We start from the raw sequence: 26,822 nt of genomic DNA, 5'->3' as shown, positions 1-26,822 counted from the left end.
ATGGAGCCTGAACTTTCAAGACAACCTAATGTCATTGTCGATAATAAAGTACCTGAAGAAGGAAAAAGTCTAAGCCCGTTTCAACTAGCGTTAAGACGATTTCTAAAAAATAAATTAGCTGTGTCTGGGGTTATCATCATGGCTTTGATCGTGTTTGTGGCAGTTTTTGCAGATGTTATTGCGACGCATGATCCAACTCGAGCTGATTTATTAAACGTTGAGCAACGAGCGAGCGCAGAGCATATACTAGGGACAGACGGTTCAGGTCGAGATAATTTTTCACGACTAGTATATGGTGCCAGGATATCACTATTAATCGGTTTCTTCTCCATGCTGTCCACTGTTATAGTTGGAGGAACGCTTGGTGCGCTAGCTGGATATTACGGCAAATGGGTAGATAGTTTAATCATGAGATTAACTGATCTCATTTTAATCTTTCCATTCCTACTAATGGTGTTAACCTTTGTAGCCATTCTACAACGAATGAATATTACCATTTTTATTGTCGTCATGGCGCTAACAAACTGGCCAAATATCGCGAGGGTCTTACGGGGTACTTTCTTATCTATTAGAGAAAAAGATTTTATTATGAGTGCTCGAAGTATTGGCTGTTCTGACTTTCGGATCATCCGCAAACACTTTATTCCGAATGCGGTAGGACCGATCATTGTCAACGCCACAATCATGATGGCACTTATGATTATTATTGAATCAGGGTTAAGTTTTATTGGGGCGGGTATTCCGCAACCAACTCCTACTTGGGGTAATATGTTGTCAGAAGCACAAAGTATCCGGGTTCTTCGTAATAACCCAGAAACTTGGTTGCCACCGGGGCTTGGCATTTTATTTGTTGTACTAGCCATTAACTTTATTGGAGATGGCTTACGTGATGCATTTGATAGTAAATCGTAAGAGTGATAAACCGTAGGGAGGAAAGGGACTCTCTACGGTTTTATTTGTTCTGATTAAAAATCACAACACTCTTGCTTTTTCTATAAAAAGAGTCGTAGAATAAAGCATACTCATATTATTACATAAACATACAAATTAGGAGAAAGGACATACTAGATGATGAAAACTCTTCTGCTGACTGGATTTGAAGCCTTTTTGCAACATAAATCAAATCCAACTGAACGAATTGCTACACAACTTAATGGAGAATCAATTGGCGGTTTTACCATTGTAGGTAAAGTTCTTCCGGTTTCCTTTAAGGAGTCCGCTGAAATACTATTGGATTTTGAAAAGGAAGTGAAGCCTGACGCGGTTATGATGTTAGGTCTTGCTGCAGGTCGAGCTAGTATTACTCCCGAGAGAATTGCGATTAATATACAAGGAGGAGACGTAGATAATAAAGGTGTGAAATTAAAGGATGAACCGATTATCAAACAAGGTCCTGATGGGTATATGACGACTCTTCCCATTCATGATTTTGTAGAAGCGCTTCATTCTCATCAGATTCCGGCAGCTATTTCTAACACAGCCGGAACGTATCTATGTAATAAAGTAATGTACTCAATGTTGCATGCATGTAAACAAAGAGGCATAGCATTACCGGCAGGCTTTGTACATATTCCTTATTCTCATGATATGTGTCTGACGAATCCAATGAATCCAAGTCTTTCATATGAAACGATGGAGGAAGCAGTTCGGATCATGATAAAACAACTTACCTAGGCTGTAGGTGGAACGTCGAGTTCAAGATAGGTTTCGTTTCCTATTATAATGAGCGCTTGCCCATTGGTTAAGTTTGTTATCCACTCTTCAAAAGACAAAAGATCGACGGGCTCAACATAGGTTGTGATTTGAACAGCTTCAGCATAGTCAATAGATTGAACAGGGTATGGTGATTGCCTAAGCTCATTCTCCATTTTTCCTAACCATCCATAATCAAAAGAAATGATTACTTCGTTAACAAGTTGGCGCTTTATTAAACCAATTGAAACGATTCCATCACTAACAGAATGGCTATAAGCCCGAATGAGGCCGCCGGCGCCTAGTTTGATCCCACCAAAAAAACGAGTGACAACAACGGTTATATTCCGTAGATTTTTTTTCTTTAATACTTCTAGCATGGGCACACCTGCCGTACCTGATGGTTCACCATCATCATTTGCTTTTTGTTGGTCATTGTTTTCACCTATTATATAGGCTGAGCAATTGTGATTGGCGTTTGCATACTGCTTTTTAATCTCTGTGATAAAGGTCTGTGCTTCGGATTCAGTTGTCGTATGCTTGAAATGAGAAATGAAACGGGACTTTTGAATGGTGATCTCATGTGATGCTTGCTTTTTTATCGTTACGTACGAGGGTTGCATATAAGATCTCCTCTTTTTTTTCATAGTTTTACAAATGTGCGAAATCCCTATGTAATAATGGTCTGTTACGATTACACTGTTAAAACGACTAGATAAAGACTAATAAATCCGATTTTTGGTAAAAATTGCGAAAGCAAACTATTACTTTAGTGTTGTATGCTTAGGATATCTAATAAAGTAGAAGGGCGCAAGGAATGAGGACAGGCAATCCGACCTATCTTTCCTTCAAGTCTTAAAGGTGTGTGAGACTACTGATTGTAAATAAGAACGTACTAGATGATATTATTAACCATACTTTGGACTCGGTTGGAACAAGCCGAGAAAAGATATTTGATATTGGGGAGACGTCGAGACAGGAATTTGAAACACTACAAAGCCAGTTAAAAGATGTACGTATTAAAGTGGCTGATATTATTGAGAGGCACGATAAGACGGAGATGCACTCTAAATTTGCCAGAAATCGCTTAGCTGAAGTTAGTCGCGCTTTTAACCGATATAGTAGTGAAGAAGTTAGAGCTGTTTATGAACAAGCCAATGAATATCAGGTTCATTTGGCCGTTTTGCAGCAAGAAGAAATGCAATTAAGAGAAAAAAGAGACGATATTGAACGAAGGCTCATTGGGCTGAATGAGACAATTGAACATGCCGAACAATTAGCGGTTCAAATGACGGTTGTCTACAACTTCTTAACGAGTGATTTAAAGCAAGTTGGGGAAGTTCTTAAAGATGCCAGAGAAAAACAAGCATTTGGTTTGCAAATTATTGAGGCTCAAGAAGAAGAACGTAGAAGACTTTCAAGGGAAATTCATGACGGGCCTGCGCAAACAATGGCTAATGTTCTCCTTCGTTCTGAACTTGTAGAACGAGTTTTTTTGGAAGACGGAATGGACGCTGCTTTAGTTGAAATAAGAGATCTACGAAAAATGGTTAGAGCTTCCCTTGCTGAAGTGAGAAGAATTATTTATGATTTACGTCCAATGGCCCTTGATGATCTAGGGCTCGTTCCAACATTGTCAAAATACCTTACTACGTTTGAAGAACGTCATAATATTCCAGTGATTTTTCGTCATTTCGGTCGAGAGCATCGCTTATCTCAACAATTTGAAGTTGCGATGTTTAGACTTGTTCAAGAGGCGGTTCAAAATGCATTTAAACATGCCGATCCATCTGAGATACAAGTAAAAATTGAAATCAAGCCATCCATGGTTATAATGATTATAAGAGATGATGGTAAAGGATTTGACACTTCATTACAGGTGGAAGGTTCATTTGGCTTGCTTGGTATGAAAGAACGAGTGAATATGCTAAAAGGTGAATTAAAGATTCACTCAAAACTAGAGGTTGGAACCACTGTTTTTATTCATATTCCAATAAATTAGAAATGTAACAAGAATGGCTGCAATTTAATCGTAATGTACAATTGACTACTGGTTTTCGGAGAGGTGATACCAATGAATGAAACAGAACAGAAGAGTATACGTATTGTAATAATTGATGACCACCAACTTTTCAGGGAAGGCGTTAAGCGAATCCTTGCATTAGAGAATCATTTTGAAGTGGTAGCTGATGGTGAAGATGGAGCAGATGCTGTCTCACTTGTTAGACAGCATAGCCCAGATGTTATTTTAATGGATATTAACATGCCTAAGCTAAACGGTGTAGAGGCTACAAGAGATTTAGTTAAAGCTTTTCCACACGTAAAAGTATTGATTTTGTCTATTCATGATGACGAAACGTACGTTACCCACGTACTAAAAACGGGGGCATCCGGTTACTTATTAAAAGAGATGGACGCCGAAGCATTAATTGAAGCTGTTAAAGTTGTTGCCTCTGGAGGCGCATATATCCATCCTAAGGTTACTCATAACCTGATTAAAGAATATCGTCGACTTGCTAAAGAAGATGAGGAACATGAAGAATCAATTGGATTTAGAGAAGTAGAATACCGTAAGCCTTTACACATCCTTACTCGCCGCGAATGCGAAGTATTGCAGCTTATGACGGATGGACAAAGTAACCGAGCAATTGGTGAAACTCTCTATATTAGTGAAAAAACAGTGAAGAACCATGTTAGTAATATTCTACAAAAAATGAATGTAAATGATCGGACTCAAGCGGTAGTAGAGGCGATAAAAAAAGGGTACGTTGTCGTACGCTAAATCATGAATATGAGAGAATCCACTAAATCTGATGGATTCTCTTTTTTTATAGCTGATTACATCTTGAAACTAATCCGGAATCACGGTACATTAGGAAGAGATTAGGAAATGGAAGAAAAAAGTGAGGAACCTTATGAGAAAAACAGCGATCTTGACGGATAGTACAGCTTACATAACAGATGAACGTGCAAAAGAGCATTCTATTTATACAATCCCATTAAATGTGGTGTTAGGTGTTGAATCGTACCAAGAGCAAGTTGATCTGGATACGGCACAATTTTATCAGGAAATGGCAGAGAATAAAGTATTACCTACGACTTCTCAACCCGCCATTGGAGATTTTATTCAATTATTTGAAACGTTAGCCAAAGAAGGATACAAAGAGGTTGTTTGCATTCACCTATCCTCAAAAATAAGTGGGACTTATCAAACAGCTCTTAGCGCTGGAGGGATGGTAGAGGGAATTCATGTTGTTGGGTTTGATTCGGAGATTAGTTGTTCTCCACAAAGCTACTATGTACTAGAGGCTTCTAAATTAGCAGACGAAGGCCTTGGAGCAGACGAAATCATAGGCAAACTAAATGAGCTTAGACAAAGTGTCTCTGCTTATTTTATGGTAGATGATCTTAACCATCTACACCGCGGAGGTCGTTTGAGTGGAGCTCAACGAATCGTAGGTAATATGTTAAAGATCAAACCAATCTTACATTTTGTTGAAGGTGAAATTGTGCCGTTTGAAAAAGTAAGAACGGAGAAAAAAGCTCTTTCGCGAATTTATGATCTATTAAAAGAAGATATCGATTCTAGACGTGTCACAGAAATTACAGTGATTCACGCGAACCGTTTAGATAAGGCAAAAGATATAGCGTCTATGTTGGAAGATTCATACTCAGATATTTCAATTTCTATTAGCTTTTTTGGGCCAGTAATCGGTACACATCTTGGAGAAGGAAGCATCGGAATTAGCTGGCATTAATCTCACAGAAGGAGTGCGATGTCTATGCCCTGACTCTCAACAAATGGTCATTCCCTGGGAGCCCTTGCGCCGGCACTTAGCCGGTCGCAGGCTAACTCTTAACGAAATCCCATTTCCTCGGAACATTCTTCATGAACATCAGAAGGCTGGCTATATTCAGCATAGTCCAGGCATTCTTAATCCTCAAACTAACGCTCAGTGCCAACGGTGTGGTAATACAAATCCCTCCTTATTTGCTCAGTATCCCTCTATTCATTCGGTCTCACCCGTTTCCTATTGTCGAAACTGCCTCTCACTTGGAAAAATCTCATCCTCTACTAATTTATATTCATGGATTGGTCCGTCTCCTTCATACGTCATCTCTTCTAAACCTCTTCAATGGTCAGGAAAGCTGTCCACAGGACAAAGCTTTGCCTCCAAACAAGTCATCCGTGCGATTAGGCACTCATTACCTATTTTAGTGTGGGCAGTTTGTGGAGCAGGTAAAACCGAAGTACTTTTTCATGGAATTGAATTGGCTTTACAGGAAGGAAAAAGAGTACTGCTTGCGACGCCACGAACTGATGTAGTAAAGGAGTTAGCCCCTCGTTTTAAAAAAGCTTTTCCTGGAGTGGTTCAAGCTGTTTTGTATGGTGGGCATACTAAAGAGGAGACTACAGCACCACTCATCCTAGCCACGACTCATCAGGCTATGAGATTTTATCAAGCATTTGATGTTGTCATTGTTGATGAAGTTGATGCGTTTCCTTATTCGTATGACTCGAGTTTACAGTACGCTGTTTTGCAAGCAGAGAAGCCAAATGCTACTAGAGTGTATTTGAGTGCGACTCCCGCCAAAGCATTGCTTAGACAAAAGAGGCTTACTATTGTTCGAATACCAAGACGATATCATGGTTATCATCTACCAGTACCTAGAATGAGCTGGTGTGGAAATTGGAGAAAACGCCTGAACAAGGGCAAGCTTCCAAAGGGAGTGGAAGAATGGATACGAGACCATGTTAAACATCAAATTCCTGCCCTCCTTTTTGTTCCTTCTATTTCTGTTCTCCAACAAGTTTCAGAGGTATTAACAACGCAAAATATATTGCACGAAGCGGTTTATTAAGAATCAGCGGATCGACATAGACATATTCAATCATTTAGAGACTCCACGTTACCCTTGCTTGTGACGACCACAATCCTCGAACGGGGTATAACCATTTCAAGGGTAGAAGTTGCGGTTCTTGGTGCAGAAGCAGACTTGTTTACAGAATCCGCTTTAGTGCAAATTGCAGGCAGAGTCGGAAGGGATCGAATGTCACCCAATGGAGATGTTGTGTTTTTTCATTATGGAAAAACGGATGCAATGTATGCAGCAAAACGCCATATCATTCAGATGAATAGGGAGGAGGTGCAATCCTGAATATCTGTTTAAAATGTATGCACACCTATTATGATAAACCAAGTTGGTCTCAGGTTTTCTTGAACAATCCACAAAGTAGACTCTGTCATTCGTGTGAATCCAAACTTGAGTATATCCATAGGCTATCATGTGAGTCATGCTCTAGGTCTTTAGAAAAAATTAGTCACCGTTTACAGAAAAATAATCGTTGCTTTGATTGCATTAGATGGGACAAAAGGTTCGAGACAAAAGATCTATTAGAGAAAAACATCTCATTGCTCTTGTACAATGATTTTCTAAAGGAATGGCTTGCTCAATTTAAGTTCAAAGGGGACGCAGTAGTAGCCACTTATTTTTCGGCTAAGCTCTATAAGCTATATCAAACCCACTATAAAGGTTATACTGTCGTGCCAATCCCTTTAAGCGAAAAGGGCTTGATAGAAAGAGAATATAATCAAGTGGAACTTATGATTAATACTTGGTCGAATTCCTCCATTAGACTTGGTCGTTATGATCGCGAAAAACAAAGCCTGAAATCTAGAAATGACCGAATCGCTCTTGTTGAAGATAGTCCTTTTTATGTAGAGAAAATCGCTGAAAAAGACCTATTAAATAAAGTGGTATTAATAGACGATATCTATACTACAGGCACAACAGTGCGCCAAGCAGCTAAAACATTAAAAGAATTAGGGGTAAAAACGGTCGCATCTTTAACTTTAGCTAGGTAACATGTAAACAAGGGAGAGGTATTCATGGGGGAGTTAGCGAATTGTTCTACATGTGGGAATCTGTTTGTCCAGAACCTCCGGTCATTATGTGCCGCCTGTTATAAAAAACAGGAAGAGGATTATAAAACGGTTTCAGTTTACATGAGACAAAAGAAAAACAGATCAGCCACAATGCTTGAGGTATGTGATCATACTGGGGTAGAAGAACGTGTTGTTCGCCAGTTCATTCGGGAAGGCCGCTTAATTGTTTCTCAATTTCCAAACCTCGGATATCCGTGTGAGTCATGTGGGAATATGATACAGGCAAAACGCATCTGTTCTTCTTGTCAAAGTGAATTGGAGCGAGAGCTAGATTCTCTAGATAAACCAAAGAAAACGGAACGAACAGTACCAACGAATCAGACGACCAAACAGAGCCAACTAAAACAGTATCTACAATAGATGATCCTACTTTAAAGAGAGAGAGGCAAATCAGAATGAAAATTAATCCATACACAAATGTCCAGTCAACGTCTTTACGGACAAAGTCGCAAACAATTGATGAGCTTGTGCCTTCAAAGATAAAGAAAGATCAGATTGAAATTTCAACAAAAGCACTAGATCTACAACTAGAGAAACAGGCAGATGCAACTAGAGCAGCAAGAGTGGAAGAGCTTAAAAAACAAGTAGAGTCTGGTGAATATCAAGTAAATGCCAAAAAGACCGCAGAACGCTTTTATGATTATTGGAAACAGTAGGGAGCAGTCTGATTAATGGGAATCCAACAACTCCATTCCAGCTTAGCTGAGCTTATTTCATTGCATAAGCAACTAAATGAGTTTGCTGAAGAAAAAAAAGATCATCTAATGAAACAAAATATTAAAGGACTTGAAACGGTTGTACGAAATGAATCTAAAGTGATTCACCGCCTTCAGATCGTTGAAGCGATGCGTGTAAAAACGGTAAGCGAGCTATTCAATTCAAATATAGTTCCACTTGAGCAGAAGACAGTTTCTGCATTAATTGACCAGCTTGAAGGTGAAGAAAAATCACTTTTGACCGATGCATATGAAGAGCTAGTTAAACTTGTTCAAGAATTAAAAATAAAAAATGAGCAGAATCAATTGTTTATTGAGGATGCATTACAATTCGTTCAAGTATCTTTGGACGTAATGGCACCATCTGCTGAGGATTTTCAATATACAGCCCAACACGGTGAAACAGGAAAAGACGTAGGGAGATCCTTGTTTGATTCGAAAGCTTAAAATAAATATAGCTACAGTAGTAATAAGGAGGCAGGCATGTCATCAACTTTTTTTGGATTAGAAACAGCTAGACGCGCTATTAATGCTCAGCGAATTGGACTACAAACTACCAGTCATAATATTGCCAATGCGAATACACCAGGCTATTCAAGGCAAAGGGTGAATTTGAACGCAACGAATGCTTTCCCAACAGCAGGAATGAATCAACCTTCCATTCCTGGTCAAATTGGCACAGGTGTTGAAGGTGGATCTATTCAACGAATTCGTGATCAATTCCTGGACGTTCAATTCCGAAGTCGAGCGTCTGATGCCGGTTTTTGGCATGCTTCTTATAAGAGCTTTGAAAGAATGGAAGATATTTTTAATGAATCGTTCAAAACACCTGAGGCAGAGTCACAATCAAGCAACATTTCGAGACAGCTAAATCAGTTTTGGAATGCATGGAGTGATCTTGCTTCTGGTAAAGAAAGCAAAAGTGTATTGAAGGAAGAAGCAAACACCATTGCTGAGAGCTTTAACAGTGTAGCAAGAGATCTAGTAGAAACAAGAGATCAACTTAAGAGTGAAATTGATGCGACACAAGAAGAAGTGAATGCTCTCTTAAAGGCAATTAATCAAATTAATATCGATATCAGAAGTGTAGAGCCACATGGCTATGTACCGAATGACCTATATGACAGGCAAGATTCACTTATTGATGAGTTATCTAATTTGATTGATATTAAAGTTGAACGTAGTCCTAGTGGTGGACAATCAAGCAACGTTGCTGAGGGTGCGGTTTCAATTAAGATGGTAGGAATGGATGAGCCGCTTGTCTCATATAATGATCCTAATGCAGTAGCATCAGTTGAAGTAGGATATAGTAATTCGGAGTTTGGAGAAGTTTCTAGCATTATTGTTAATAGAGCAGATGGTAGTTCTGAATCTATTCTAGCGAGTGATTTTGCAAAGGGAGAATTTAAAGGATTAATCCAAGCATTCGGATACCAAAGTGATAGTGATGATCCGAGTTCAGTAGAGGGTAGCTATGTATGGGCTCTTGAACAGGTTAAAGAAGTTGCTCAGGCTTTTGCACGCGAAGTGAATGCCGTTCATTCAATTGGCTTTACTGAACCTGATGTTACAGGACAAATGAATCCTGGAGGAGAGTTTTTTACTTTTACGGATAATGAAGTCCCTTTTACTTTAGCAGTGAATAATGACATCTTAACGAATACAAATAATATTGCATCACTCGGAGTTAATTTAGATGCATTAGAAGATAAATCAGCGTATCAAGATCTCCTTAAGGAAAGTCCGATTAATTATTTGGCAATACAAGCTTTTCTCGCCGACGATGGAAACTTCAAAGATGGTATGCCTAAAGCAATAACAGGTAATCATACAAATGCCCAATTAATCTCTGAGATTCGTGATACTAAGGTTTCCTTTAATGGAGGAGAAAAGCAAATTGGGACATTTTATCGTGATTTTATTGGTGAAATGGGAGCTAAAGGAAAACAAGCAGCACAAAACTATGTAAACTCAGATATGCTTTTATTTACCATAGATGGAAGACGACAACAAATAAGTAACGTGTCAATGGATGAAGAGCTCACCATGATGATTCAGTTCCAACATGCCTACAATGCAGCAGCTAGAAGTATAACTGTAGCAGATGAAATGCTTGATCGTATTATTAACGGAATGGGTGTAGTCGGACGTTAAGAAAGGGGGAGGACCATTGAGAGTCACACAACAAATGCTTTCAGCTAATACCATGAGGTACATTAATCAAGGGTATCAGCATTTAGGGAAGCTTCAAGATCAATTGACAACTGGTAAGCGAATTACTCGTGTTTCCCAGGATCCTGTTATTGCTATGAAAGGATTACAGCATCGACAGGCTTCTTCAGAAATTGGCCAATTCAAACGTAATATTACTGAAGCGCAAAATTGGTTGGACCATTCAGAAGGAGTATTAGATCAGGGGTCGCAAATTTTAAAGCGAATTTCTGAACTTGCGATACAGGCTTCGAATGATACGTATGACGAGGGACAAAGAGAGAATATTGCCAAGGAGATTGGCCAACTGAAAGAATACATGCAGGATTTAGGAAATTCAAAGGTTGATAATCGCTATTTATTTAATGGGGCGAATACTGACAAGGCACCAATTCTGAAGGATGCTGTAATCGAAGCTGGCATTGGACCACTTTTGTCAGGTGCAGATGCTAAAGATTATACCATTGTGTATAACGGTCAAAGCTTCCGACAAGTTCCAGGGGAAGGCGAGGAATTATTATTCCAAGATGTCCGTCAAATTGGAGAAGATGTCGAAGAGGACCAACGAGTTTTACTCCGTATTGATATAACTGGAGAGGACGGTCCAACAGTCTCCTTTGAGAGCCCATCTGCAACCTCTAATGTTGAGCTTAACGAATTAGCTACAATTGAGAATCGTGGCATTTCGATGAATACTCAAAATGTGACGATAGAAGTGAATAAAGGTCTTAAGATTCCAGTTAATGTGCAAGGTGGTAATCTCTTTTCGGCCTCTCTTTTTGGTGACATTGCAAAATTAGAAGCCGCCCTTAAGGATCCTGAAACGTCTGGGGCACAGTTATCAGGGTTTATTACAGATATCGAAAGACATCATTCGAATTTCGTATCAGAGCAGTCTGAAGTGGGTGTACGTTTAAATCGAATTGAGATGATGGAAACTAGATTAGAAGATCAAGAATTCAATCTTAAAAAAATGATGACGAATAATGAAGATGTAGACATAGAAGAAACCATTATGGAATTGATGATGGCTGAGAATGTTAACCGTGTGGCTTTAGCAACTGGGGCACGTATTATGCAACCTTCTTTAATGGACTTTTTGAGGTAAACGTATGATAAGTAGTCAGCTCCATATTCAATCAGCCGATGCAAAGCTAGGCACACAATCATTGCGACCACCAATGAAGATTGACCAAGGCTTAGCTGAGTTATCTATCGTTAAAACAGGAACAGACCAACTATCAATTAGTCAAGAAGCTGCAACGTTGTATATAGATCAATCAAAAGCATTTGCTGAGGCCAATCTGAAAAAAGCGAGTCAACTTTCATCAGATTGGGCAGCTAAAGCCAAAGCAACTGCTCATGAGTACGTCGCAAATAAAGCAGAGGAAGGTAATCAGCTCGCAAAAATAGAGCGAGGTGTTACCATACCTCAATTGATTAAGCAAAAGAGCTCACCACCACCACCTGCAAGTAATGTGCAGTTTATGCCCCGATCAATAGACCGTGTTCGGATACACGTTGAGCGGGGTGGCCTTTCTATACAGGCACCAGATGCCAAGGTGAGTGTGCACGTGAACTCAAGACCAACCAACATAGAAATACCAAGGTGGGAAGTGAATCATCAATTGATTCAAAAGCCTTCCATTTCATTTTCTGTTCACATGACTACCTAAATAAGAAAAGCAGCTGCATGAGGTGCGGCTGCTTTTCTTCTATCCAAACCAACGTCCGACAATACTGAATATTTGAACAATAATAATCGGACAACTACGTATAGCCCTTAGAGGATCGAAAGGTAAAACTGTATTACCGTTTGAAATACAGTATCTGCTGAAATCTGTAAGTTTTCAAACATATAAGGCTGAATCGTATTACCTATTATTCTCTCGAAATAAATCGTCGATTCTGGTGGCGGGAAATGGATGTCATTATTTTTTATGGAGAAAAATGGGTATATACTGAATTCACATATCTGACTAGTATAGGCGTTTGTATTAAAGGTTTTGATGTTAATACGATGGGTGTGATCGTAGATGAGTAATCCACAAATATTAAGGAGTTGTGAGTTGACTCTGTCTAATGAGGAAAGAGCTGTAGACAGGTGTTCAATAAATTGTGGACTTTGATATAAGTCTTTTTTTACATGAACAAGTGCAGGTAGATTATTGGTTTGCTGCTCACATTGTATTAATAAGTGAGGGCTTTGATAATCATCTGCTGTATTATGCTCTAACCTTTCGCCTGTCAACATTGGCACAGCCTTATATGTGATGATGAAACTTGGAGCACGCCAGATTCCACAGAGACGAGTACTTACATGATGTAGTTTTTGGTTTGAACATGTAGGATTTGTCACGGGGGTACTCCTTTTGTAACGAGGATTTTACAGGGCTATAGTAATAGTTTCTACACAATCCATCAAAACCCTTCAACTTTTTTAAAATAATATACATTTTTTGTTTTAGAATCAAATTTATTTACAGAAGAAAGGTACGAGCTATTTATTCTTGATTCATAGGTAAGATGCTCTCTATACTTAAGTTATTATATGTCTACATAAAAAGGATGAAATCGATGAACATTCAATCTAAATATTTTGGTGACCTTACAATTAATCAGGAAGAACTCATTATGATGCCAGCGGGACTTCCTGCCTTTGAAGAATATAAGAATTATGTTCTTTTACCCTTTGATGAAGGAACTCCATTTTTTGTGTTGCAATCAACGGAAAAGGCTGAAGTAGCCTTTATTACGGTTTCCCCTTTTCAGTATGTTCCTGATTATCGACTACAGTTATCTGAATCAGTGATTAACCAACTAGAGGTGAATCAAGAAGAAGATGTAGCCGTTTATGTGTTGCTTACTGTTCAAGATCCTTTCTATCTAACAACAGCTAATTTACAAGCTCCAGTCATTATTAATACTGCTAACAGAATGGGGAAGCAAGTATTTACCAATGACTCTATTTATCACACCAAACATACTATTTTCCATCCGGTTCAAGAGAAGGGGGATAAATAAATGCTTGTATTAACTCGAAAGAAAAATGAACGTATACAAATCGGAGAAGATATTGAAATTTCTATTTTAGCTATTGAAGGGGATCAAATTAAACTTGGTATTGAAGCTCCTCGACATATCGATATTCATCGAAAAGAAGTATATTTAGCCATTCAACAAGAAAATGTCGAGGCGATCAACGGATTTTCACTAGATAAGCTAAAAGAAGTCCTACCTAAACGATAAGAACACTTTTTCCTTTACTTTACCTTATGTTTTGCCGATAAAGTGAATAGAAGAAGTTTAATAGATATGGGCATTGCTTTTTGACAATATCAGATGACGAGGAGTAGGCATATGGACATTCATTCAACTGCTGGTGTAATACCTGAGGTCGTTCGTCCTCAACACATAACAAAAACAAACGATCAGGGAATACAGCCGGCAAAGCAAGATGAAATAAAGCTGAGTGGTCGTCAAGAAAAACTGAGTACAGAAGTACAGGATAAGATTGACAGTATGAATGATTTGCTTAGTACGACACCGACCTCAATAAAATTTAATTTACATGAAGGTTTAGATCGTATTTATGTCCAAGTTGTAGATCTTCAAACAAAAGAAGTTGTAAAAGAGATCCCTCCTGAAGAATTTTTGGACATGGTAGCATCTATGCTTAAGAATGCTGGCTTAATTGTAGATGAGCGGGTGTAAGGAAAGAGAGCAAGTCCTGCTCTCTTTTTTCTTTATTAATGATTACAATGTAAACGCCGATATATGCTTTAGAGAATATGACAAACTAGGGGTGAAGAATACATGATGCGATTAAGCGGGATGGCCACAGGAATGGACATCGATCAAATTGTAAAAGATTTAATGAGAGCAGAACGATTGCCTCTTGATAAAATTGTAAAAAATCAAAATAAGCTTGAGTGGAAGATGGAAGATTATCGAGAAATCAACCTTAAGTTACGTTCATTTAGCGACTCGATTTTTGATAATTTAATGAGAAGTTCGGTTATGAAAAAAAGAACGGTACAGAGCTCTAATTCAAGCCTAGTGACAGCTACAGCTAGCTCTAACATAGGGAATACTTCATTTACTATGTCTAAGGTTGAGCAATTAGCAACGTCAGCAACGAATTCGAGTTCTTCTTCCGTTATACGGGCTGGAGAAGGAACAAAGTCTTCTACTTCAACATTAAAACAACTGAATGATTCGTTTGATGTGGCTCTTAATTGGGAAACAGGTGGAATTAGATCAGAGAGGCTATCACTTGAGTCTGGTTCAAATGAAACTCAATTAAAAGAAACGCCAATAGATTTGAACGCTGTAGTAGTGAAAGTAAATGGGAAAACCATGGACGTTGTAACTGGAACGTATGACAAGCTAGAGAATGGACAGGTTCATGTTGATAATACAGGCAAGTTGACCTTTGCAGATTCATCTATAGCAAACACTACTATTGATGTAACATATGCGGCTACCCATGCAGAGAAGTCTTTTAAATATACTACTCCAGCAGAGGGCGCAAAGCCGAAGCTTTCATATAGTGTGGGAGTAAGGAATATTGAACAAGTTGTTGTACGAGGAGAGAGTGGGACTACATATACAGCCCAGGTTAATAATGAAACGGGACAACTAACCTTTTCTGAAGATGGAGCACCTCAAGAGAATTTTACTGTTGAATATACTCAGAAATACACGACAGCTGGAGTGGATACCGTAAATGCAAATGGTGATACTGTTCATGGTCGTTTCATCTTCACGGACTCACAATCACTTGATACAGTAATGAAAAGTTTTAACGATTCAAATGTTGGTGTCAATATGTTCTGGGATGATCACAGCGGTCGTATATCAGTCACGCGCAAAGAAACTGGGGTTTACAGCGATGGAGCTGAAATGACTTTTACGGGGGCTCTGTTAACCAACACCTTTAAATTAGATCAAAATAATGAAAAAGAAGGAACCAATGCAAAATTTACTGTGAATGGTCTCGAAACTGAGCGGCGAACTAACTCATTTACAATTAGTGGTATGAATGTCACGTTAAAAGACACCTTTGATCAAGAGGTAGTTCTTAATGCTTCTACAGACGTTGATTCTGTCGTTGATACTATTAAAAAGTTTGTGGATCAATATAATGAATTACTTGACCATGTTAATGGCAAGCTGACAGAGTCACGTAAGCGGGATTATGAGCCATTAACACAAGAAGAACGAGATGGGTTATCGGAAAAAGAAGCTGAGCGTTGGGACGAGCAAGCTCGGGCTGGACATTTAAGAAATGATCCATTATTAAGAGGTAGCTTTGACCAAATGCGTCAAGGACTCTATTCAACCGTGAATACAGGAACAGATAGCGAATTTACACACCTATCGGCAATTGGTATTACGACCTCCAGTGATTATATGTCTAGAGGAAAATTAGAGATTAATGAAGACAAACTTCGAGCAGCCATTGAAAAAGATCCAGATGGAGTTTTTGATCTGTTTAATGCAGATGGAGAAACACCTGGTGAACAAGGTATAGCTAGAAGACTGCGAACTTCAATCTCAAATACAGTAGAATCTATCTCGCAACGGGCTGGAGGAGCAGGGTATGCTCAAAACCACCAGTTTACAATTGGGCGAGAATTAAATGATATTGAAAAAAGAATTAGCACCTTTGAGATGAGACTTGAGCAAAAAGAGAAACGCTATTGGGCACAGTTTAATGCGATGGAAGCAGCGGTTCAACGAGCTAATAATCAAGGTGATATGCTCATGGCGCAGCTAATGGGTAATGGATAAAACGAACAGAAATGAAAGGATGATCATAAATGGCCGTGTCGTATATGCAGTCAGCCTATAAGCAAAATGCATTAAATACAGCTTCTCCTGGTGAACTAACTTTGATGCTTTATAACGGATGCTTGAAGTTTATTCATCAAGCAAATACTGCAATGGTAGATCAAGATACAGAGAAACGAAATCTATATTTGACAAAAGCTCAGAATATTATTCGTGAACTTATGATTACGTTAAAGTCGGAGAATGAGGTTGGAAAAGATATGCTTCGGATGTACGAATTTATTCTTTCTCGACTAATTGATGCGAATATCAAGAATGACCAACAAGCCTTACAAGATGCAGAGGGTTTTGTTTTGGAATTTCGTGATACGTGGAAACAAGTCATTCAGATTGATCGTCAAAAGCGTCATGGATCAGGCGGACAAGCTTAATGACTATTTTAACTCAGCTCTTAAGCCAAACCGCTGAGCTACAAAAGCATATAGAGACGGGTCTTCCAATTGGTGATGATGAAAGAATGGCTTTTATTAAGCAGCTGGATATTGGGTTAATCAATCGTGGTGAACTGATCAATCAACTTAAGGACTATCAAGTGAAACCGGCTGAAGAGGAAATAAAAGAAGATGTACTGAAGCAGAATGCTGCTTTTCAAGCAAGGCTCACGATGCTCCAGAACCAAATTCGTATAGACCTAAAGCAAATACAACTAAAAAAAGAAACAGGCCGAAAATACGAGCAACCATTCGATGGAATGACTGATGGTGCTTTCTTCGACAAGAGGGGCGTATAGACGGTAGATTAGAGAAGCGAGAGGAGACCATACTGAGTCCCCTCTCGCTTTATTGTGAATAAGACGTACTAAGCAAATAGACTGACTAAAACAGTAGTCATAGAGAAATTAATGAATCTTGATATCTTCAGTTTCCTGTTCGAAAAATCATAAATTCTAACAATCTTTGAAAACTTTTCGACATTTTTTGATAACGTCCATCTATTCACTAGTAAAAAGAAAATGCCTATGAAACCCTTGATACAAAAGAAAGCGTTATCACAAAGAAGGATAGGAATCGTCAGAAATCAGCAAACTTTGACGGTACGACTTGGATTGTAGAGTTTGACATTGGTAAATGACACTGATATATTAAAAGCGTGGAAAGACCACATGAATTAAGTTACGAAGGGAATGTGAAGCATGCAAGGAAAAGTAAAATGGTTTAATGCAGAAAAAGGTTTTGGTTTCATCGAACGCGAAGATGGGGACGATGTATTCGTACATTTCTCAGCAATCAACGCAGAAGGATTCAAATCTCTTGACGAAGGTCAAGAAGTTGAGTTCGAAATTGTTGAGGGTGCTCGTGGACCTCAAGCTTCTAACGTAGAAAAGCTTTAATTCACATTCCTGGGTTTAGGAAATGAATCATTGCTAAATAATCAAAAACCTGCTTTCGGGCAGGTTTTTTTATTTTTATCTAGAAAAAGGTTTAAGTGAGCTATTGTTAAGGGAATATGTTAATGTATACATATAAAGGAGGCGTTCTTAATGAATTATAATATTCGAGGCGAGAACATCGAAGTAACTCCAGCTCTACGCGACTACGTTGAAAAAAAGGTAGGCAAGCTTGAGCGTTATTTTGACACAACTCCGGTTGCGGATGTCAATGTCAAGCTCTCAGTGATTAACAATCAACAAGGAGTAGAGGTAACCATTCCAATGCCACAGCTTTTATTACGTGGTGAGGAAAGTCACTCCGACATGTACGCAGCAATTGATAAGGTCATTGAAAAGCTAGAACGACAAATTCGCAAGCATAAAACAAAGGTAAACCGTAAGTTTAGACAAGAAGGCAGTATAAAATATATGTTTAAAAACGAGCTAGAGCCTCTTGAAGGTGCTAGTGAGGAATTAGAATCAGATGATGAGCTTGAAGTGGTTCGTACAAAACGCTTTAATCTTAAGCCAATGGATGCGGAAGAAGCGATTCTTCAAATGGACATGCTAGGGCATAATTTCTTCGTTTTCTCCAATGCAGAGGGTGGCGACACAAGTGTTGTCTATCGTCGTAAAGATGGAAAATACGGATTAATTGAGCCGGAAGCTTAATAGTATAGAAAATTTCATGAGCGCGGGGGGACCCGTGCTTTTTTTGTTTTATATTAGAGCATTACAAACCTGTTCATCTTGTAAGCCTTGATTTAAACTGATAAAATAGGCATTAAGTGTAATGTGTGATTTGTCCGTCATTTAAGACAAGGGCAAAAGGAAGAGAGGACGAGTTCCATGATAGGTCTATTAAAAAAAGTCATTGGTGATCCCAGTCAAAAGCAATTGAAAAAAAACGAGCGTATTGTTGAAAAAATAGAAGCTCTTGCAGATGATATGAAGAAATTATCTGATGATGGCTTGAAGAATAAGACTAATGAATTCAAAAAACGAATTGAAGATGGTGAATCATTAGACGATCTTTTAGTTGAAGCATTTGCCGTTTCTCGTGAAGCAGCAGGTCGTGTGATTAATGAGTATCCGTATCGCGTGCAAGTACACGGTGCCATTGCACTTCATCAAGGAAATATCTCAGAAATGAAAACAGGTGAAGGTAAAACGCTTGTTGGAACGATGGCGGTTTATTTAAATGCATTATCAGGAAAAGGTGTTCACATTGTAACAGTGAACAACTACTTAGCTCGCCGTGACATGGAAAAGTACGGTCAAATCTTTCTTTTCTTAGGACTCGAGATCGGGTTAAATGAAACAGGCTTATCAAAAGAAGAGAAGCAAGAAGCCTATTCAGCTGATGTTACCTATAGTACAAACAACGAGCTTGGTTTCGACTATTTGCGAGACAACATGGTTCTGTTCAAAGAGCAGATGGTCCAGCGTCCGTTAAATTTTGCGTTAGTAGATGAAGTCGATTCTATATTAGTGGATGAAGCGAGAACACCTCTTATCATATCAGGTTCTGTTGAACGTACGACTCAACTTTATGTTCAGGCAAATTCGTTTATTCGTATGCTAAAAGCTGAGACTGACTATACGTTTGATGAGAAAGCGAAGTCTGTTCAGTTAACCGAAGAAGGGGTTAATAAGTCTGAGCGAGCATTCCGCATTGAAAACTTATATGATCAAAAACATGTACAGCTAAATCACCACCTTAATCAATCACTTAAAGCACATGTTATTATGCAGCGTGATTCTGATTATGTTATTGAAGACGGAGAGGTTGTCATTGTTGACCAATTTACAGGTCGTCTAATGAAAGGACGTCGCTATAGTGACGGTCTTCACCAAGCTATTGAAGCGAAGGAAGGCATGCAGATTCAAAAGGAAAGTATGACGCTTGCTTCAATTACCTTTCAGAACTACTTCCGGATGTATAAGAAGCTTGCAGGTATGACGGGTACAGCCAAAACAGAGGAAGAGGAATTCCGTAATATTTATGGAATGGATGTAATGGTTATCCCAACAAACCGTCCAATTGCCAGAGATGATAAGGCGGATTTAATTTATAAAACGATGGAATCAAAATTCCGTGCTGTTGTTCTTAAAATTGAAGAGCTTCATAAAACAGGACAGCCTATATTAGTTGGTACGGTAAGTGTTGAAACATCAGAGCTTGTTGCTAAATATCTAAAACAACGCCGCATTCCCCATCACGTGTTGAATGCAAAGAATCATGAGCGTGAAGCGGAAATTATCGAGAATGCAGGTCAAAAAGGTGCGGTTACTATCGCAACGAATATGGCTGGACGTGGAACGGATATTAAGCTAGGCGCTGGTGTGCTTGATCTTGGTGGTCTTCATGTTTTAGGTACGGAGAGACACGAAAGTAGACGAATTGATAACCAGCTTCGTGGTCGTGCAGGACGTCAAGGGGATGCAGGTTCATCTCAATTCTACTTATCCATGGAAGATGAGTTAATGCGTCGATTCGGCTCTGATAATATGAGATCGATGATGGAAAGACTCGGTATGGAAGAGGATCAGCCTATAGAAAGTAAGATTGTTTCAAAGGCTGTAGAAACGGCTCAAAAACGTGTTGAGGGTAATAACTTTGATGCACGTAAACAAATCCTTCAATATGATGATGTTATGCGTGAACAACGTGAGATCATCTATAAGCAAAGACTCGAGTTGCTTGAATCAGATAACCTGAGCAAAATTGTAGAAGACATGATGAATGCTGTCGTTGAGAGAGTTGTCACTCTTCATACGCCAGAAGCTGAAGTCCAAGAAGATTGGGATCTATCGGCAATTGTCACGTATATGAATACGCAATTGTTAGCTGAGGATGAGTTAACAGAGCAGGAGTTAAAAGGCAAGGATACTCCTGAAATTATTGAAATTGTTCATGCGAAGGTATTACAGGCTTATAAAGCGAAGGAAGAACAATTCACACCTGAGCATATGCGTGAGTTTGAAAAGGTTATTCTACTTCGCACAGTTGACCGAAAATGGATGAATCATATTGATCAGATGGATCAGTTACGTCAAGGTATTCATTTGCGTGCATATGGTCAAAATGATCCATTAAGAGAATATCGTTTCGAAGGCTTTGAGATGTTTGAAACGATGATTGCAGCGATTGAAGAAGAAGTTGCTATGTATATCATGAAGGCACAAGTACAGCAAAATCTTGAGCGTCAAAAAGTAGCAGAAGGTAAAGCTGTGCAACAAAGTGTAGATGAAGGCGACAAAAAACCTAAGAAAAGACCTATGCAAAAAGGTGAGGTTATTGGAAGAAACGATCCGTGTATTTGTGGGAGCGGAAAAAAATATAAAAATTGCTGCGGCCAAAATCAATAAGATACAGGTACGGTAATTGTGGGGGTCACTAGGCAATGGACATGGTAGAGATTAAACAAGAGCTTGCTTCGATTCAGAAACGTATTCTAAACTTCAGGGGGTCACTTTGACCTTGATGAGAAACAAGAACGAATTGCAGAACTAGAAGAAAAGATGACAGATCCTGAGTTCTGGAATAATCAAGATACGGCTCAAACAGTTATCAATGAGTCAAATGGTCTTAAGGAGCAGGTTGATACGTTCCTTAAGATGGAAACAACCTATGAAGATCTAGAGGTTTCTTATGAGTTAGTAAAAGAAGAGGAAGATAAAGAACTTGAAGCCGAGTTAGCAACAGGTGTGGAGGATCTCGTTAACGAGATTAATCAATTTGAGCTTCACCTTCTGTTAAGTGAGCCTTATGATCGTAACAACGCGATTCTTGAGTTGCATCCAGGAGCAGGTGGAACGGAGTCTCAGGATTGGGCATCGATGCTGCTTCGGATGTATACAAGATGGGCGGACCAAAAAGGCTTTAAAGTAGAAACGATGAACTATTTACCTGGTGATGAAGCTGGAGTAAAAAGTGTCACGTTATTAATTAAAGGCCACAATGCTTATGGATACTTGAAGGCTGAGAAAGGCGTTCATCGTCTCGTTCGGATTTCGCCTTTTGATTCCTCTGGTCGCAGACATACATCATTTGTATCTTGTGAGGTTATGCCAGAGCTAGACGACAACGTTGAAATCGAAATCTCAACTGAGGATTTAAAAGTGGATACGTATAGAGCGAGTGGAGCAGGTGGTCAGCATATTAATACGACTGATTCGGCTGTTCGTATTACTCACTTGCCGACAAATACTGTCGTGACGTGTCAAAATGAACGTTCGCAGATTAAAAACCGAGAGCAAGCAATGAAAATGATGAAAGCCAAGCTGTATCAGCTTAAGATTGAAGAGCAACAGCAAGAGCTTGCCGAAATCCGTGGAGAGCAAAAGGATATTGGCTGGGGAAGTCAGATTCGCTCGTATGTATTCCACCCTTACAGCATGGTGAAGGATCATCGTACGAGTCACGAAATTGGAAACACAAGTGCAGTCATGGACGGAGATCTTGATCCCTTCATTGATGCGTACTTGCGTTCTTCACTGTCACTATAAACATAAAGAGACTGTCACAAAAGTAGATGACAGAACAAAACGGTGAACATTCCTAAAATAGGAACGTTCATCGTTTGTTTTTTATGAAAGGTAGAGGGTGTTACTCCTGGAGCGGTGGAATTCTGCCTATGTAAAATGATTGTACGTTACTATACTAACGCGTCACTAGAGCCTCGTTTACAAGAGAGAAGCGCAATGCTATACTACATCCGGACTTTTTAATACGTGCCAAATGAAAGATAAGGGGTAAACTTGTATGCAAAATGTACGTCGCGTCATAACAGACTATGTATATATCTTAGCTGGATCTGCTATTGTTGCTATTGCGTTTAACTTATTTTTATTACCAAATCAGATCGCTCCAGGTGGAGTTAGTGGGATAAGCACGATTGTTTTCAGTCTTACTGGTATTGAACCAGCTTATATTCAATGGGCTTTCAATATTCCGCTTTTTATAGCAGGTTTGATGCTCTTAGGTGGACTATCTTATGGAAGCAAGACGTTAGTTGGCACATTATTTCTCCCGCTTGTTGTGTTTTTAACTCGTAATTGGGATGTTGGTTTTACGGATCCATTGCTTGGAGCATTATTTGGTGGGATTGGTGTGGGCGCAGGGCTTGGCTTAGCTTTTAGAGCAAGAGCTAGCACAGGTGGAACGGATCTGGCGGCACAAATCTTGCAAAAGTATACAGGTCTGACATCGGGGTTTAGTGTTGCATTAATAGATGGACTTGTCGTCATTTCTTCAGCTATTGTTTTTGGTTTAGAGCTCGCTCTTTATGCCCTAATTTCGCTGTTTGTTACTGGGAAAACAATAGACTTAGTACAAATGGGACTAGGTTATGCAAAAATAGCTTATATCATCTCGCAAGACGAGGAGAAAGTAAAACAATCCATTATTCGAGACATTGATCGGGGAGTAACAAAATTAAGTGGTCAGGGTGGCTATACAAATGAGGATCGGCCCGTTTTAATGTGTGTTGTAAATCAAAATGAAGTAACAAGATTAAAAGAAGTGGTGCGGCTAGCGGACCCTAATGCTTTTGTCATAGTTTCAAACGCGACAGAAGTCCTTGGAGAGGGATTCAAAAGTCCTCATTAAAAGGATAATTTTGAATTCATATCTAATCCTACATTCTTTTTTAACGGGGAAAAAGACCCTATAATCAATCAATGGTTTTTTATTACGTTACTCGAATTAGTGACTTTAGTCCTATTAAATGCACAAAATTGGATCACTTCGTGTCGATTTTGTTATAAACTGAAATAAAACTGTAATAAAACTATACATGGATGAGTGTTATAATAAAACTTGCAATACGACAAGAGCTTTTAAAATTAGAGTTTTTTCAACAAGAATATAAGTCTCAAAGCAATAGGCAAGGAAGTGAATACATGATTGAATTAAAAGATGTATGGAAGGTCTACTCGAATAATGTAAAAGCCATTAACGGGATGACATTAAAAATAGAAAAAGGCGAATTTGTCTATATAGTGGGACCGAGCGGAGCGGGTAAATCAACTTTTATTCGTTTGTTATACAGAGAAGAGAAGGCAACAAAAGGTGAAGTTATTATTGACCAAACTAAACTCGGCTCTATTAAAGAACGTCATGTTCCGAATCTAAGAAGACGAATTGGCGTTATATTCCAAGATTTTAAGCTATTACCTACATTAACAGTTTACGAGAATGTAGCTTTTGCTCTTGAGGTAATAGAGGAAGCACCTGCTTCTATTAAACGAAGAGTGATGGAAGTCCTTGATATTGTGAAGTTAAAAGGTAAAGCTAAATTTTTGCCAGATGAGTTATCAGGTGGTGAGCAACAGCGAGTTGCTATTGCAAGAGCAATCGTTAATCGTCCAGAAGTATTAATTGCGGACGAGCCTACTGGGAACCTTGATCCTGATACAGCATGGGGCATTATGGACATCTTAGATGATATTAGCCATCGAGGCACTACTATTATTATGGCTACCCATAATAAAAGCATTGTAAACACATTAAAACGAAGAGTCATTGCAATTGAAAATGGTAGAGTAGTGCGTGATGAATTGAGGGGGAACTACGGTTATGAAATTTAGAACCGTCGGACGCCATTTGAAAGAAGGTACGAAGAATCTAGGGCGTAACGGCTGGATGACATTTGCTTCTATTAGTGCAGTCGCAGTTATGCTTTTAGTAGTAGGCATGTTTATCCTACTTATTCTTAATATGAATCATATGGCAACGCAGGTCGAAGACGATGTAGAAATTAGAACATACATAGAGCTAACAGCTAACGAAGAACAGCAAGTGGAATTAGAAACGACAATTGAACAAATATCAGAAGTCCAGCAAGTGACCTTTTTAGGTAAAGACGATGGGTTAAATAATTTAATTGATAGTCTAGGAGATGGCGGAGAGGCGTTTGAATCGGTTCGTGGTGAGAATCCTTTAAATGATGTGTTTGTAGTTGAAGCAACCAATCCTCAATTGATTGAGCAAGTTGCCACAGAGATCGAATCCCTTAGCTATGTAGAAACAGTAGAGTATGGACAAGATTTTGTCGAAAGACTTCTACAAGTCACAGATGTTGGTCGTTACATTGGATTAGGTCTTGTCATTTCAATGATGCTAACGGCGATGTTTTTAATTGCTAATACTATTAAATTAACTATTCTTGCCAGAAGAAAAGAAATTCGAATTATGAAGCTTGTCGGAGCAACAAATGGATTTATTAGATGGCCATTTTTAGTAGAAGGACTTTTACTAGGACTGATTGGTTCCTTGCTTCCAATTTTACTCGTAATCTATGGATACGGTTATGTATATGATAATTATGCGACTCAAATTGAAGGACGATTCTTTTCTCTACTTCCTGTTTTTCCTTATATGCTTCAGATAGCATTACTATTACTAGCAATAGGGTTGTTCATAGGAGCTTGGGGTAGCGTAATGTCCGTACGAAAATTCCTGAAAGTGTAAGCAAAATATATTAATTGTGCAGAGACCCTAAGGAGGAAATGTTTGAATGAAAAAGAAGATAGGTTACGTAACATTAGCAGCAGCTATTACGCTTGGTTCAGTTGGATTTGGAGGATTTGCTAATACAGCAGTAGCGAATGAGGATATTAAGAACAAAATCGCTGATGTACAAAGTGAGCGTGGTCAGAATCAAGCATTAGCAAACGAAAAAGAAGCGGAAGTTGAAGAGCTTAAACAAGAAATGGAAGCTTTAAGTAATGAAATTCGTGAGCTTGAGAGACAAGAAGCTGATACCGCTGATAAAATTTCTGAAAAAGAAGATGAAATTGCAGAGGTAGAAGAACACATTGAGCAATTAAAAGAAGAAATTAAAGAAATAGAAGAACGAATTGCTGAACGTGATGAATTGTTAAAAACACGTGCTAAGAGCATGTATCAATCGGGCGGCGAAGTAAATTACCTAGAAGTTATTTTAGGAGCAAAAGATTTTGGTGATTTGCTTGACCGCATGAACGCTTTAAGTACAATTGCTAGTTCAGATAAGTCTATTCTGGATGCTCATATTCAGGATCATGAAGACTTAGAAACTGCTAAAAATGAAGTAGAAGAGCAACTTAGTAATCTTGAAGGTCATCTTAACGACTTAGAAACATTAAAAGCAGACCTTGAAGGGCAGCGTTCCGAAAAAGATAATAAACGCGGAGATCTTCAGTCTAAAGAAGAAGAGCTTGAAGCAGAGCTTGGTGATATTGAAAATGAAGACGAAATTTTAGCGCAACAAGAAGTAGCTTTTGAGAAAGAGCTAGCTGATTGGGAAGCAGAACAAGAACGCATAGCTGAAGAAAAGAAACGTCAAGAAGAAGAAGAGAAGAAGCGTCAAGAAGAAGCAGCAGCTAAAGCAGCTCAAGAGGCAGCTGAACAGGCATCCGCTCAAGAGAGTTCAAATAGCTCCAGTGGTTCTGCATCTAGTAGTTCTGACAGTTCTTCAAACTCAAGTTCAAACTCAAGTTCAAACTCAAACTCTAGCACGGCTGCAAAGTCATCATCTGAGCCTTCAAGGTCAGAGTCTTCTCCACAGGTGAAGAGCGAGAGAACGAGTAGTGAAGCACCAACTGAACAAAAATCTACAAGTGGTTTTGTAAGACCTACAACGGGGTCAGTCACATCTACGTATGGTCAACGTTGGGGTAAAATGCACCACGGTATCGACTTTGGGAAAAATGGACGTACAGGTGATGTTCCAATTGTGGCTTCAAAAGAAGGCACAGTTTCATCAGCTGGTTGGATGAATGGATATGGTAACACGGTTATCATCACTCACGTGGTAGACGGTCGTACTGTCACTACATTGTACGCTCACTTGGATCGTATTGATGTTAGCTCAGGTCAAAAAGTATCTCAATCTCAACAAATTGGACTAATGGGGAATACAGGACAGTCATTTGGTGCTCACCTTCATTTTGAAGTGCACGAAGGTAGCTGGAATGGTTCAAAGTCTAATTCTGTTAATCCATTAAACTATGTATCTCGATAATCTACAAATATAATGAGGA

General features: G+C 38.9%; 29 protein-coding genes and 1 pseudogene. 28 read left to right on the top strand and 2 right to left on the bottom strand.

What is annotated here, in order from left to right; translation table 11 throughout:
- Nucleotides 1-912: an oligopeptide ABC transporter permease gene (gene opp4C, locus J2S05_RS07780; protein WP_306981550.1), complete on the top strand. Its 912-nt coding sequence runs from the start codon at nucleotides 1-3 to the stop codon at nucleotides 910-912.
- A gap of 156 nt (nucleotides 913-1,068) precedes the next feature.
- Nucleotides 1,069-1,674 (top strand): pyroglutamyl-peptidase I, encoded by a 606-nt coding sequence (locus J2S05_RS07775; RefSeq protein ID WP_306981549.1) that lies wholly within the window; start codon nucleotides 1,069-1,071, stop codon nucleotides 1,672-1,674.
- Here the strand turns inward: J2S05_RS07775 and J2S05_RS07770 are convergent.
- A complete protein-coding gene (locus tag J2S05_RS07770) occupies nucleotides 1,671-2,315 on the bottom strand; it encodes a YigZ family protein (RefSeq protein WP_306981547.1) in 645 nt (214 codons plus the stop codon). The two genes, J2S05_RS07775 and J2S05_RS07770, sit on opposite strands and share 4 nt — an antisense overlap.
- 251 nt (nucleotides 2,316-2,566) lie before the next feature.
- Here J2S05_RS07770 and J2S05_RS07765 point away from each other — a divergent pair, with 251 nt between their 5' ends.
- The 12 genes and pseudogenes from J2S05_RS07765 to J2S05_RS07710 all read left to right on the top strand — a co-directional run bounded on the left by J2S05_RS07765 (nucleotide 2,567) and on the right by J2S05_RS07710 (nucleotide 12,243).
- A complete protein-coding gene (locus tag J2S05_RS07765; RefSeq protein ID WP_370873632.1) occupies nucleotides 2,567-3,694 on the top strand; it encodes a sensor histidine kinase in 1,128 nt (375 codons plus the stop codon).
- Between the two features lie 72 nt (nucleotides 3,695-3,766).
- Nucleotides 3,767-4,474 carry a response regulator transcription factor gene (locus J2S05_RS07760; RefSeq protein WP_306981545.1) on the top strand — a complete coding sequence of 236 codons (708 nt, stop codon included), beginning with the start codon at nucleotides 3,767-3,769 and terminating at the stop codon, nucleotides 4,472-4,474.
- Nucleotides 4,475-4,607: 133 nt separating this feature from the next.
- Complete coding sequence (locus J2S05_RS07755; protein WP_306981544.1) at nucleotides 4,608-5,450, top strand: DegV family protein; 843 nt, start codon at nucleotides 4,608-4,610, stop codon at nucleotides 5,448-5,450.
- Nucleotides 5,416-6,555 carry a DEAD/DEAH box helicase family protein gene (locus J2S05_RS07750; protein WP_306981542.1) on the top strand — a complete coding sequence of 380 codons (1,140 nt, stop codon included), beginning with the start codon at nucleotides 5,416-5,418 and terminating at the stop codon, nucleotides 6,553-6,555. The genes J2S05_RS07755 and J2S05_RS07750 overlap by 35 nt, the downstream gene beginning before the upstream one ends.
- An 18-nt stretch (nucleotides 6,556-6,573) precedes the next feature.
- Nucleotides 6,574-6,852 (top strand): annotated as a pseudogene (locus J2S05_RS07745) (helicase-related protein); the annotation flags it as partial.
- A 446-nt stretch (nucleotides 6,853-7,298) separates the two neighbouring features.
- A complete protein-coding gene (locus J2S05_RS07740) occupies nucleotides 7,299-7,559 on the top strand; it encodes a ComF family protein (protein WP_306981540.1) in 261 nt (86 codons plus the stop codon).
- A gap of 24 nt (nucleotides 7,560-7,583) precedes the next feature.
- Nucleotides 7,584-8,000, top strand: coding sequence for a TIGR03826 family flagellar region protein (locus J2S05_RS07735; RefSeq protein ID WP_306981539.1), 417 nt, complete (start codon nucleotides 7,584-7,586; stop codon nucleotides 7,998-8,000).
- Nucleotides 8,001-8,035: 35 nt separating this feature from the next.
- On the top strand, nucleotides 8,036-8,296 hold the full coding sequence (gene flgM, locus J2S05_RS07730) for a flagellar biosynthesis anti-sigma factor FlgM (protein WP_306981537.1): 261 nt from the start codon (nucleotides 8,036-8,038) through the stop codon (nucleotides 8,294-8,296).
- 15 nt (nucleotides 8,297-8,311) lie between these two features.
- The gene (locus tag J2S05_RS07725; protein WP_306981535.1) at nucleotides 8,312-8,803 is read left to right on the top strand and encodes a flagellar protein FlgN; all 492 of its coding nucleotides are present in this window, start codon (nucleotides 8,312-8,314) and stop codon (nucleotides 8,801-8,803) included.
- A gap of 36 nt (nucleotides 8,804-8,839) precedes the next feature.
- Nucleotides 8,840-10,510 carry a flagellar hook-associated protein FlgK gene (gene flgK, locus J2S05_RS07720; protein WP_306981534.1) on the top strand — a complete coding sequence of 557 codons (1,671 nt, stop codon included), beginning with the start codon at nucleotides 8,840-8,842 and terminating at the stop codon, nucleotides 10,508-10,510.
- A 16-nt stretch (nucleotides 10,511-10,526) separates the two neighbouring features.
- On the top strand, nucleotides 10,527-11,675 hold the full coding sequence (gene flgL, locus J2S05_RS07715) for a flagellar hook-associated protein FlgL (RefSeq protein WP_306981531.1): 1,149 nt from the start codon (nucleotides 10,527-10,529) through the stop codon (nucleotides 11,673-11,675).
- Between the two features lie 4 nt (nucleotides 11,676-11,679).
- Nucleotides 11,680-12,243, top strand: a complete 564-nt coding sequence (locus J2S05_RS07710; protein WP_306981529.1) for a DUF6470 family protein — start codon at nucleotides 11,680-11,682, stop codon at nucleotides 12,241-12,243.
- A gap of 107 nt (nucleotides 12,244-12,350) precedes the next feature.
- Here the strand turns inward: J2S05_RS07710 and J2S05_RS07705 are convergent, their stop codons facing one another.
- A complete protein-coding gene (locus tag J2S05_RS07705) occupies nucleotides 12,351-12,926 on the bottom strand; it encodes a hypothetical protein (RefSeq protein ID WP_306981527.1) in 576 nt (191 codons plus the stop codon).
- A gap of 218 nt (nucleotides 12,927-13,144) precedes the next feature.
- Here J2S05_RS07705 and fliW point away from each other — a divergent pair, with 218 nt between their 5' ends.
- The 14 genes from fliW (at nucleotide 13,145) to J2S05_RS07635 (ending at nucleotide 26,803) form a co-directional block, all read left to right on the top strand.
- Complete coding sequence (fliW, locus tag J2S05_RS07700) at nucleotides 13,145-13,591, top strand: flagellar assembly protein FliW (RefSeq protein WP_306981525.1); 447 nt, start codon at nucleotides 13,145-13,147, stop codon at nucleotides 13,589-13,591.
- Nucleotides 13,592-13,816 carry a carbon storage regulator CsrA gene (gene csrA, locus J2S05_RS07695; protein ID WP_306981524.1) on the top strand — a complete coding sequence of 75 codons (225 nt, stop codon included), beginning with the start codon at nucleotides 13,592-13,594 and terminating at the stop codon, nucleotides 13,814-13,816.
- 111 nt (nucleotides 13,817-13,927) lie between these two features.
- A complete protein-coding gene (locus J2S05_RS07690) occupies nucleotides 13,928-14,281 on the top strand; it encodes a flagellar protein FlaG (protein ID WP_306981522.1) in 354 nt (117 codons plus the stop codon).
- A 102-nt stretch (nucleotides 14,282-14,383) separates the two neighbouring features.
- The gene (gene fliD / locus J2S05_RS07685) at nucleotides 14,384-16,363 is read left to right on the top strand and encodes a flagellar filament capping protein FliD (protein WP_306981521.1); all 1,980 of its coding nucleotides are present in this window, start codon (nucleotides 14,384-14,386) and stop codon (nucleotides 16,361-16,363) included.
- Nucleotides 16,364-16,392: 29 nt separating this feature from the next.
- A complete protein-coding gene (gene fliS / locus J2S05_RS07680) occupies nucleotides 16,393-16,794 on the top strand; it encodes a flagellar export chaperone FliS (protein ID WP_306981519.1) in 402 nt (133 codons plus the stop codon).
- Nucleotides 16,794-17,153: a hypothetical protein gene (locus tag J2S05_RS07675; RefSeq protein WP_306981517.1), complete on the top strand. Its 360-nt coding sequence runs from the start codon at nucleotides 16,794-16,796 to the stop codon at nucleotides 17,151-17,153. The genes fliS and J2S05_RS07675 overlap by 1 nt, the downstream gene beginning before the upstream one ends.
- A 402-nt stretch (nucleotides 17,154-17,555) precedes the next feature.
- Nucleotides 17,556-17,753, top strand: coding sequence for a cold shock domain-containing protein (gene cspD / locus J2S05_RS07670; protein WP_203088215.1), 198 nt, complete (start codon nucleotides 17,556-17,558; stop codon nucleotides 17,751-17,753).
- A 150-nt stretch (nucleotides 17,754-17,903) separates the two neighbouring features.
- Nucleotides 17,904-18,464, top strand: a complete 561-nt coding sequence (gene hpf / locus J2S05_RS07665; protein ID WP_306981515.1) for a ribosome hibernation-promoting factor, HPF/YfiA family — start codon at nucleotides 17,904-17,906, stop codon at nucleotides 18,462-18,464.
- A gap of 177 nt (nucleotides 18,465-18,641) precedes the next feature.
- Nucleotides 18,642-21,164 carry a preprotein translocase subunit SecA gene (secA, locus tag J2S05_RS07660; RefSeq protein ID WP_306981512.1) on the top strand — a complete coding sequence of 841 codons (2,523 nt, stop codon included), beginning with the start codon at nucleotides 18,642-18,644 and terminating at the stop codon, nucleotides 21,162-21,164.
- Nucleotides 21,165-21,199: 35 nt separating this feature from the next.
- Nucleotides 21,200-22,304, top strand: a protein-coding gene (prfB, locus tag J2S05_RS07655; RefSeq protein WP_306981511.1) for a peptide chain release factor 2 whose coding sequence is annotated in 2 segments (ribosomal slippage) — nucleotides 21,200-21,271 and nucleotides 21,273-22,304 — 1,104 coding nt in all. Because the reading frame shifts where the segments join, the coding sequence is not laid out codon by codon here.
- Nucleotides 22,305-22,560: 256 nt separating this feature from the next.
- Nucleotides 22,561-23,406 (top strand): YitT family protein, encoded by an 846-nt coding sequence (locus tag J2S05_RS07650; RefSeq protein ID WP_306981509.1) that lies wholly within the window; start codon nucleotides 22,561-22,563, stop codon nucleotides 23,404-23,406.
- A gap of 293 nt (nucleotides 23,407-23,699) precedes the next feature.
- Nucleotides 23,700-24,386 (top strand): cell division ATP-binding protein FtsE, encoded by a 687-nt coding sequence (gene ftsE, locus J2S05_RS07645; RefSeq protein ID WP_306981507.1) that lies wholly within the window; start codon nucleotides 23,700-23,702, stop codon nucleotides 24,384-24,386.
- The gene (ftsX, locus tag J2S05_RS07640; protein ID WP_306981505.1) at nucleotides 24,376-25,269 is read left to right on the top strand and encodes a permease-like cell division protein FtsX; all 894 of its coding nucleotides are present in this window, start codon (nucleotides 24,376-24,378) and stop codon (nucleotides 25,267-25,269) included. Before ftsE ends, ftsX begins: the two co-directional genes overlap by 11 nt.
- Nucleotides 25,270-25,315: 46 nt before the next feature.
- Nucleotides 25,316-26,803, top strand: coding sequence for a murein hydrolase activator EnvC family protein (locus tag J2S05_RS07635; protein WP_306981503.1), 1,488 nt, complete (start codon nucleotides 25,316-25,318; stop codon nucleotides 26,801-26,803).
- The last annotated feature ends 19 nt before the right edge of the window (nucleotides 26,804-26,822 follow it).

Source organism: Alkalicoccobacillus murimartini (assembly GCF_030813245.1).
GTDB lineage: Bacteria > Bacillota > Bacilli > Bacillales > Bacillaceae_D > Alkalicoccobacillus > Alkalicoccobacillus murimartini.
Note: the sequence above shows the minus strand (reverse complement) of the source record. Positions and strands in the feature narration are given on the sequence as shown.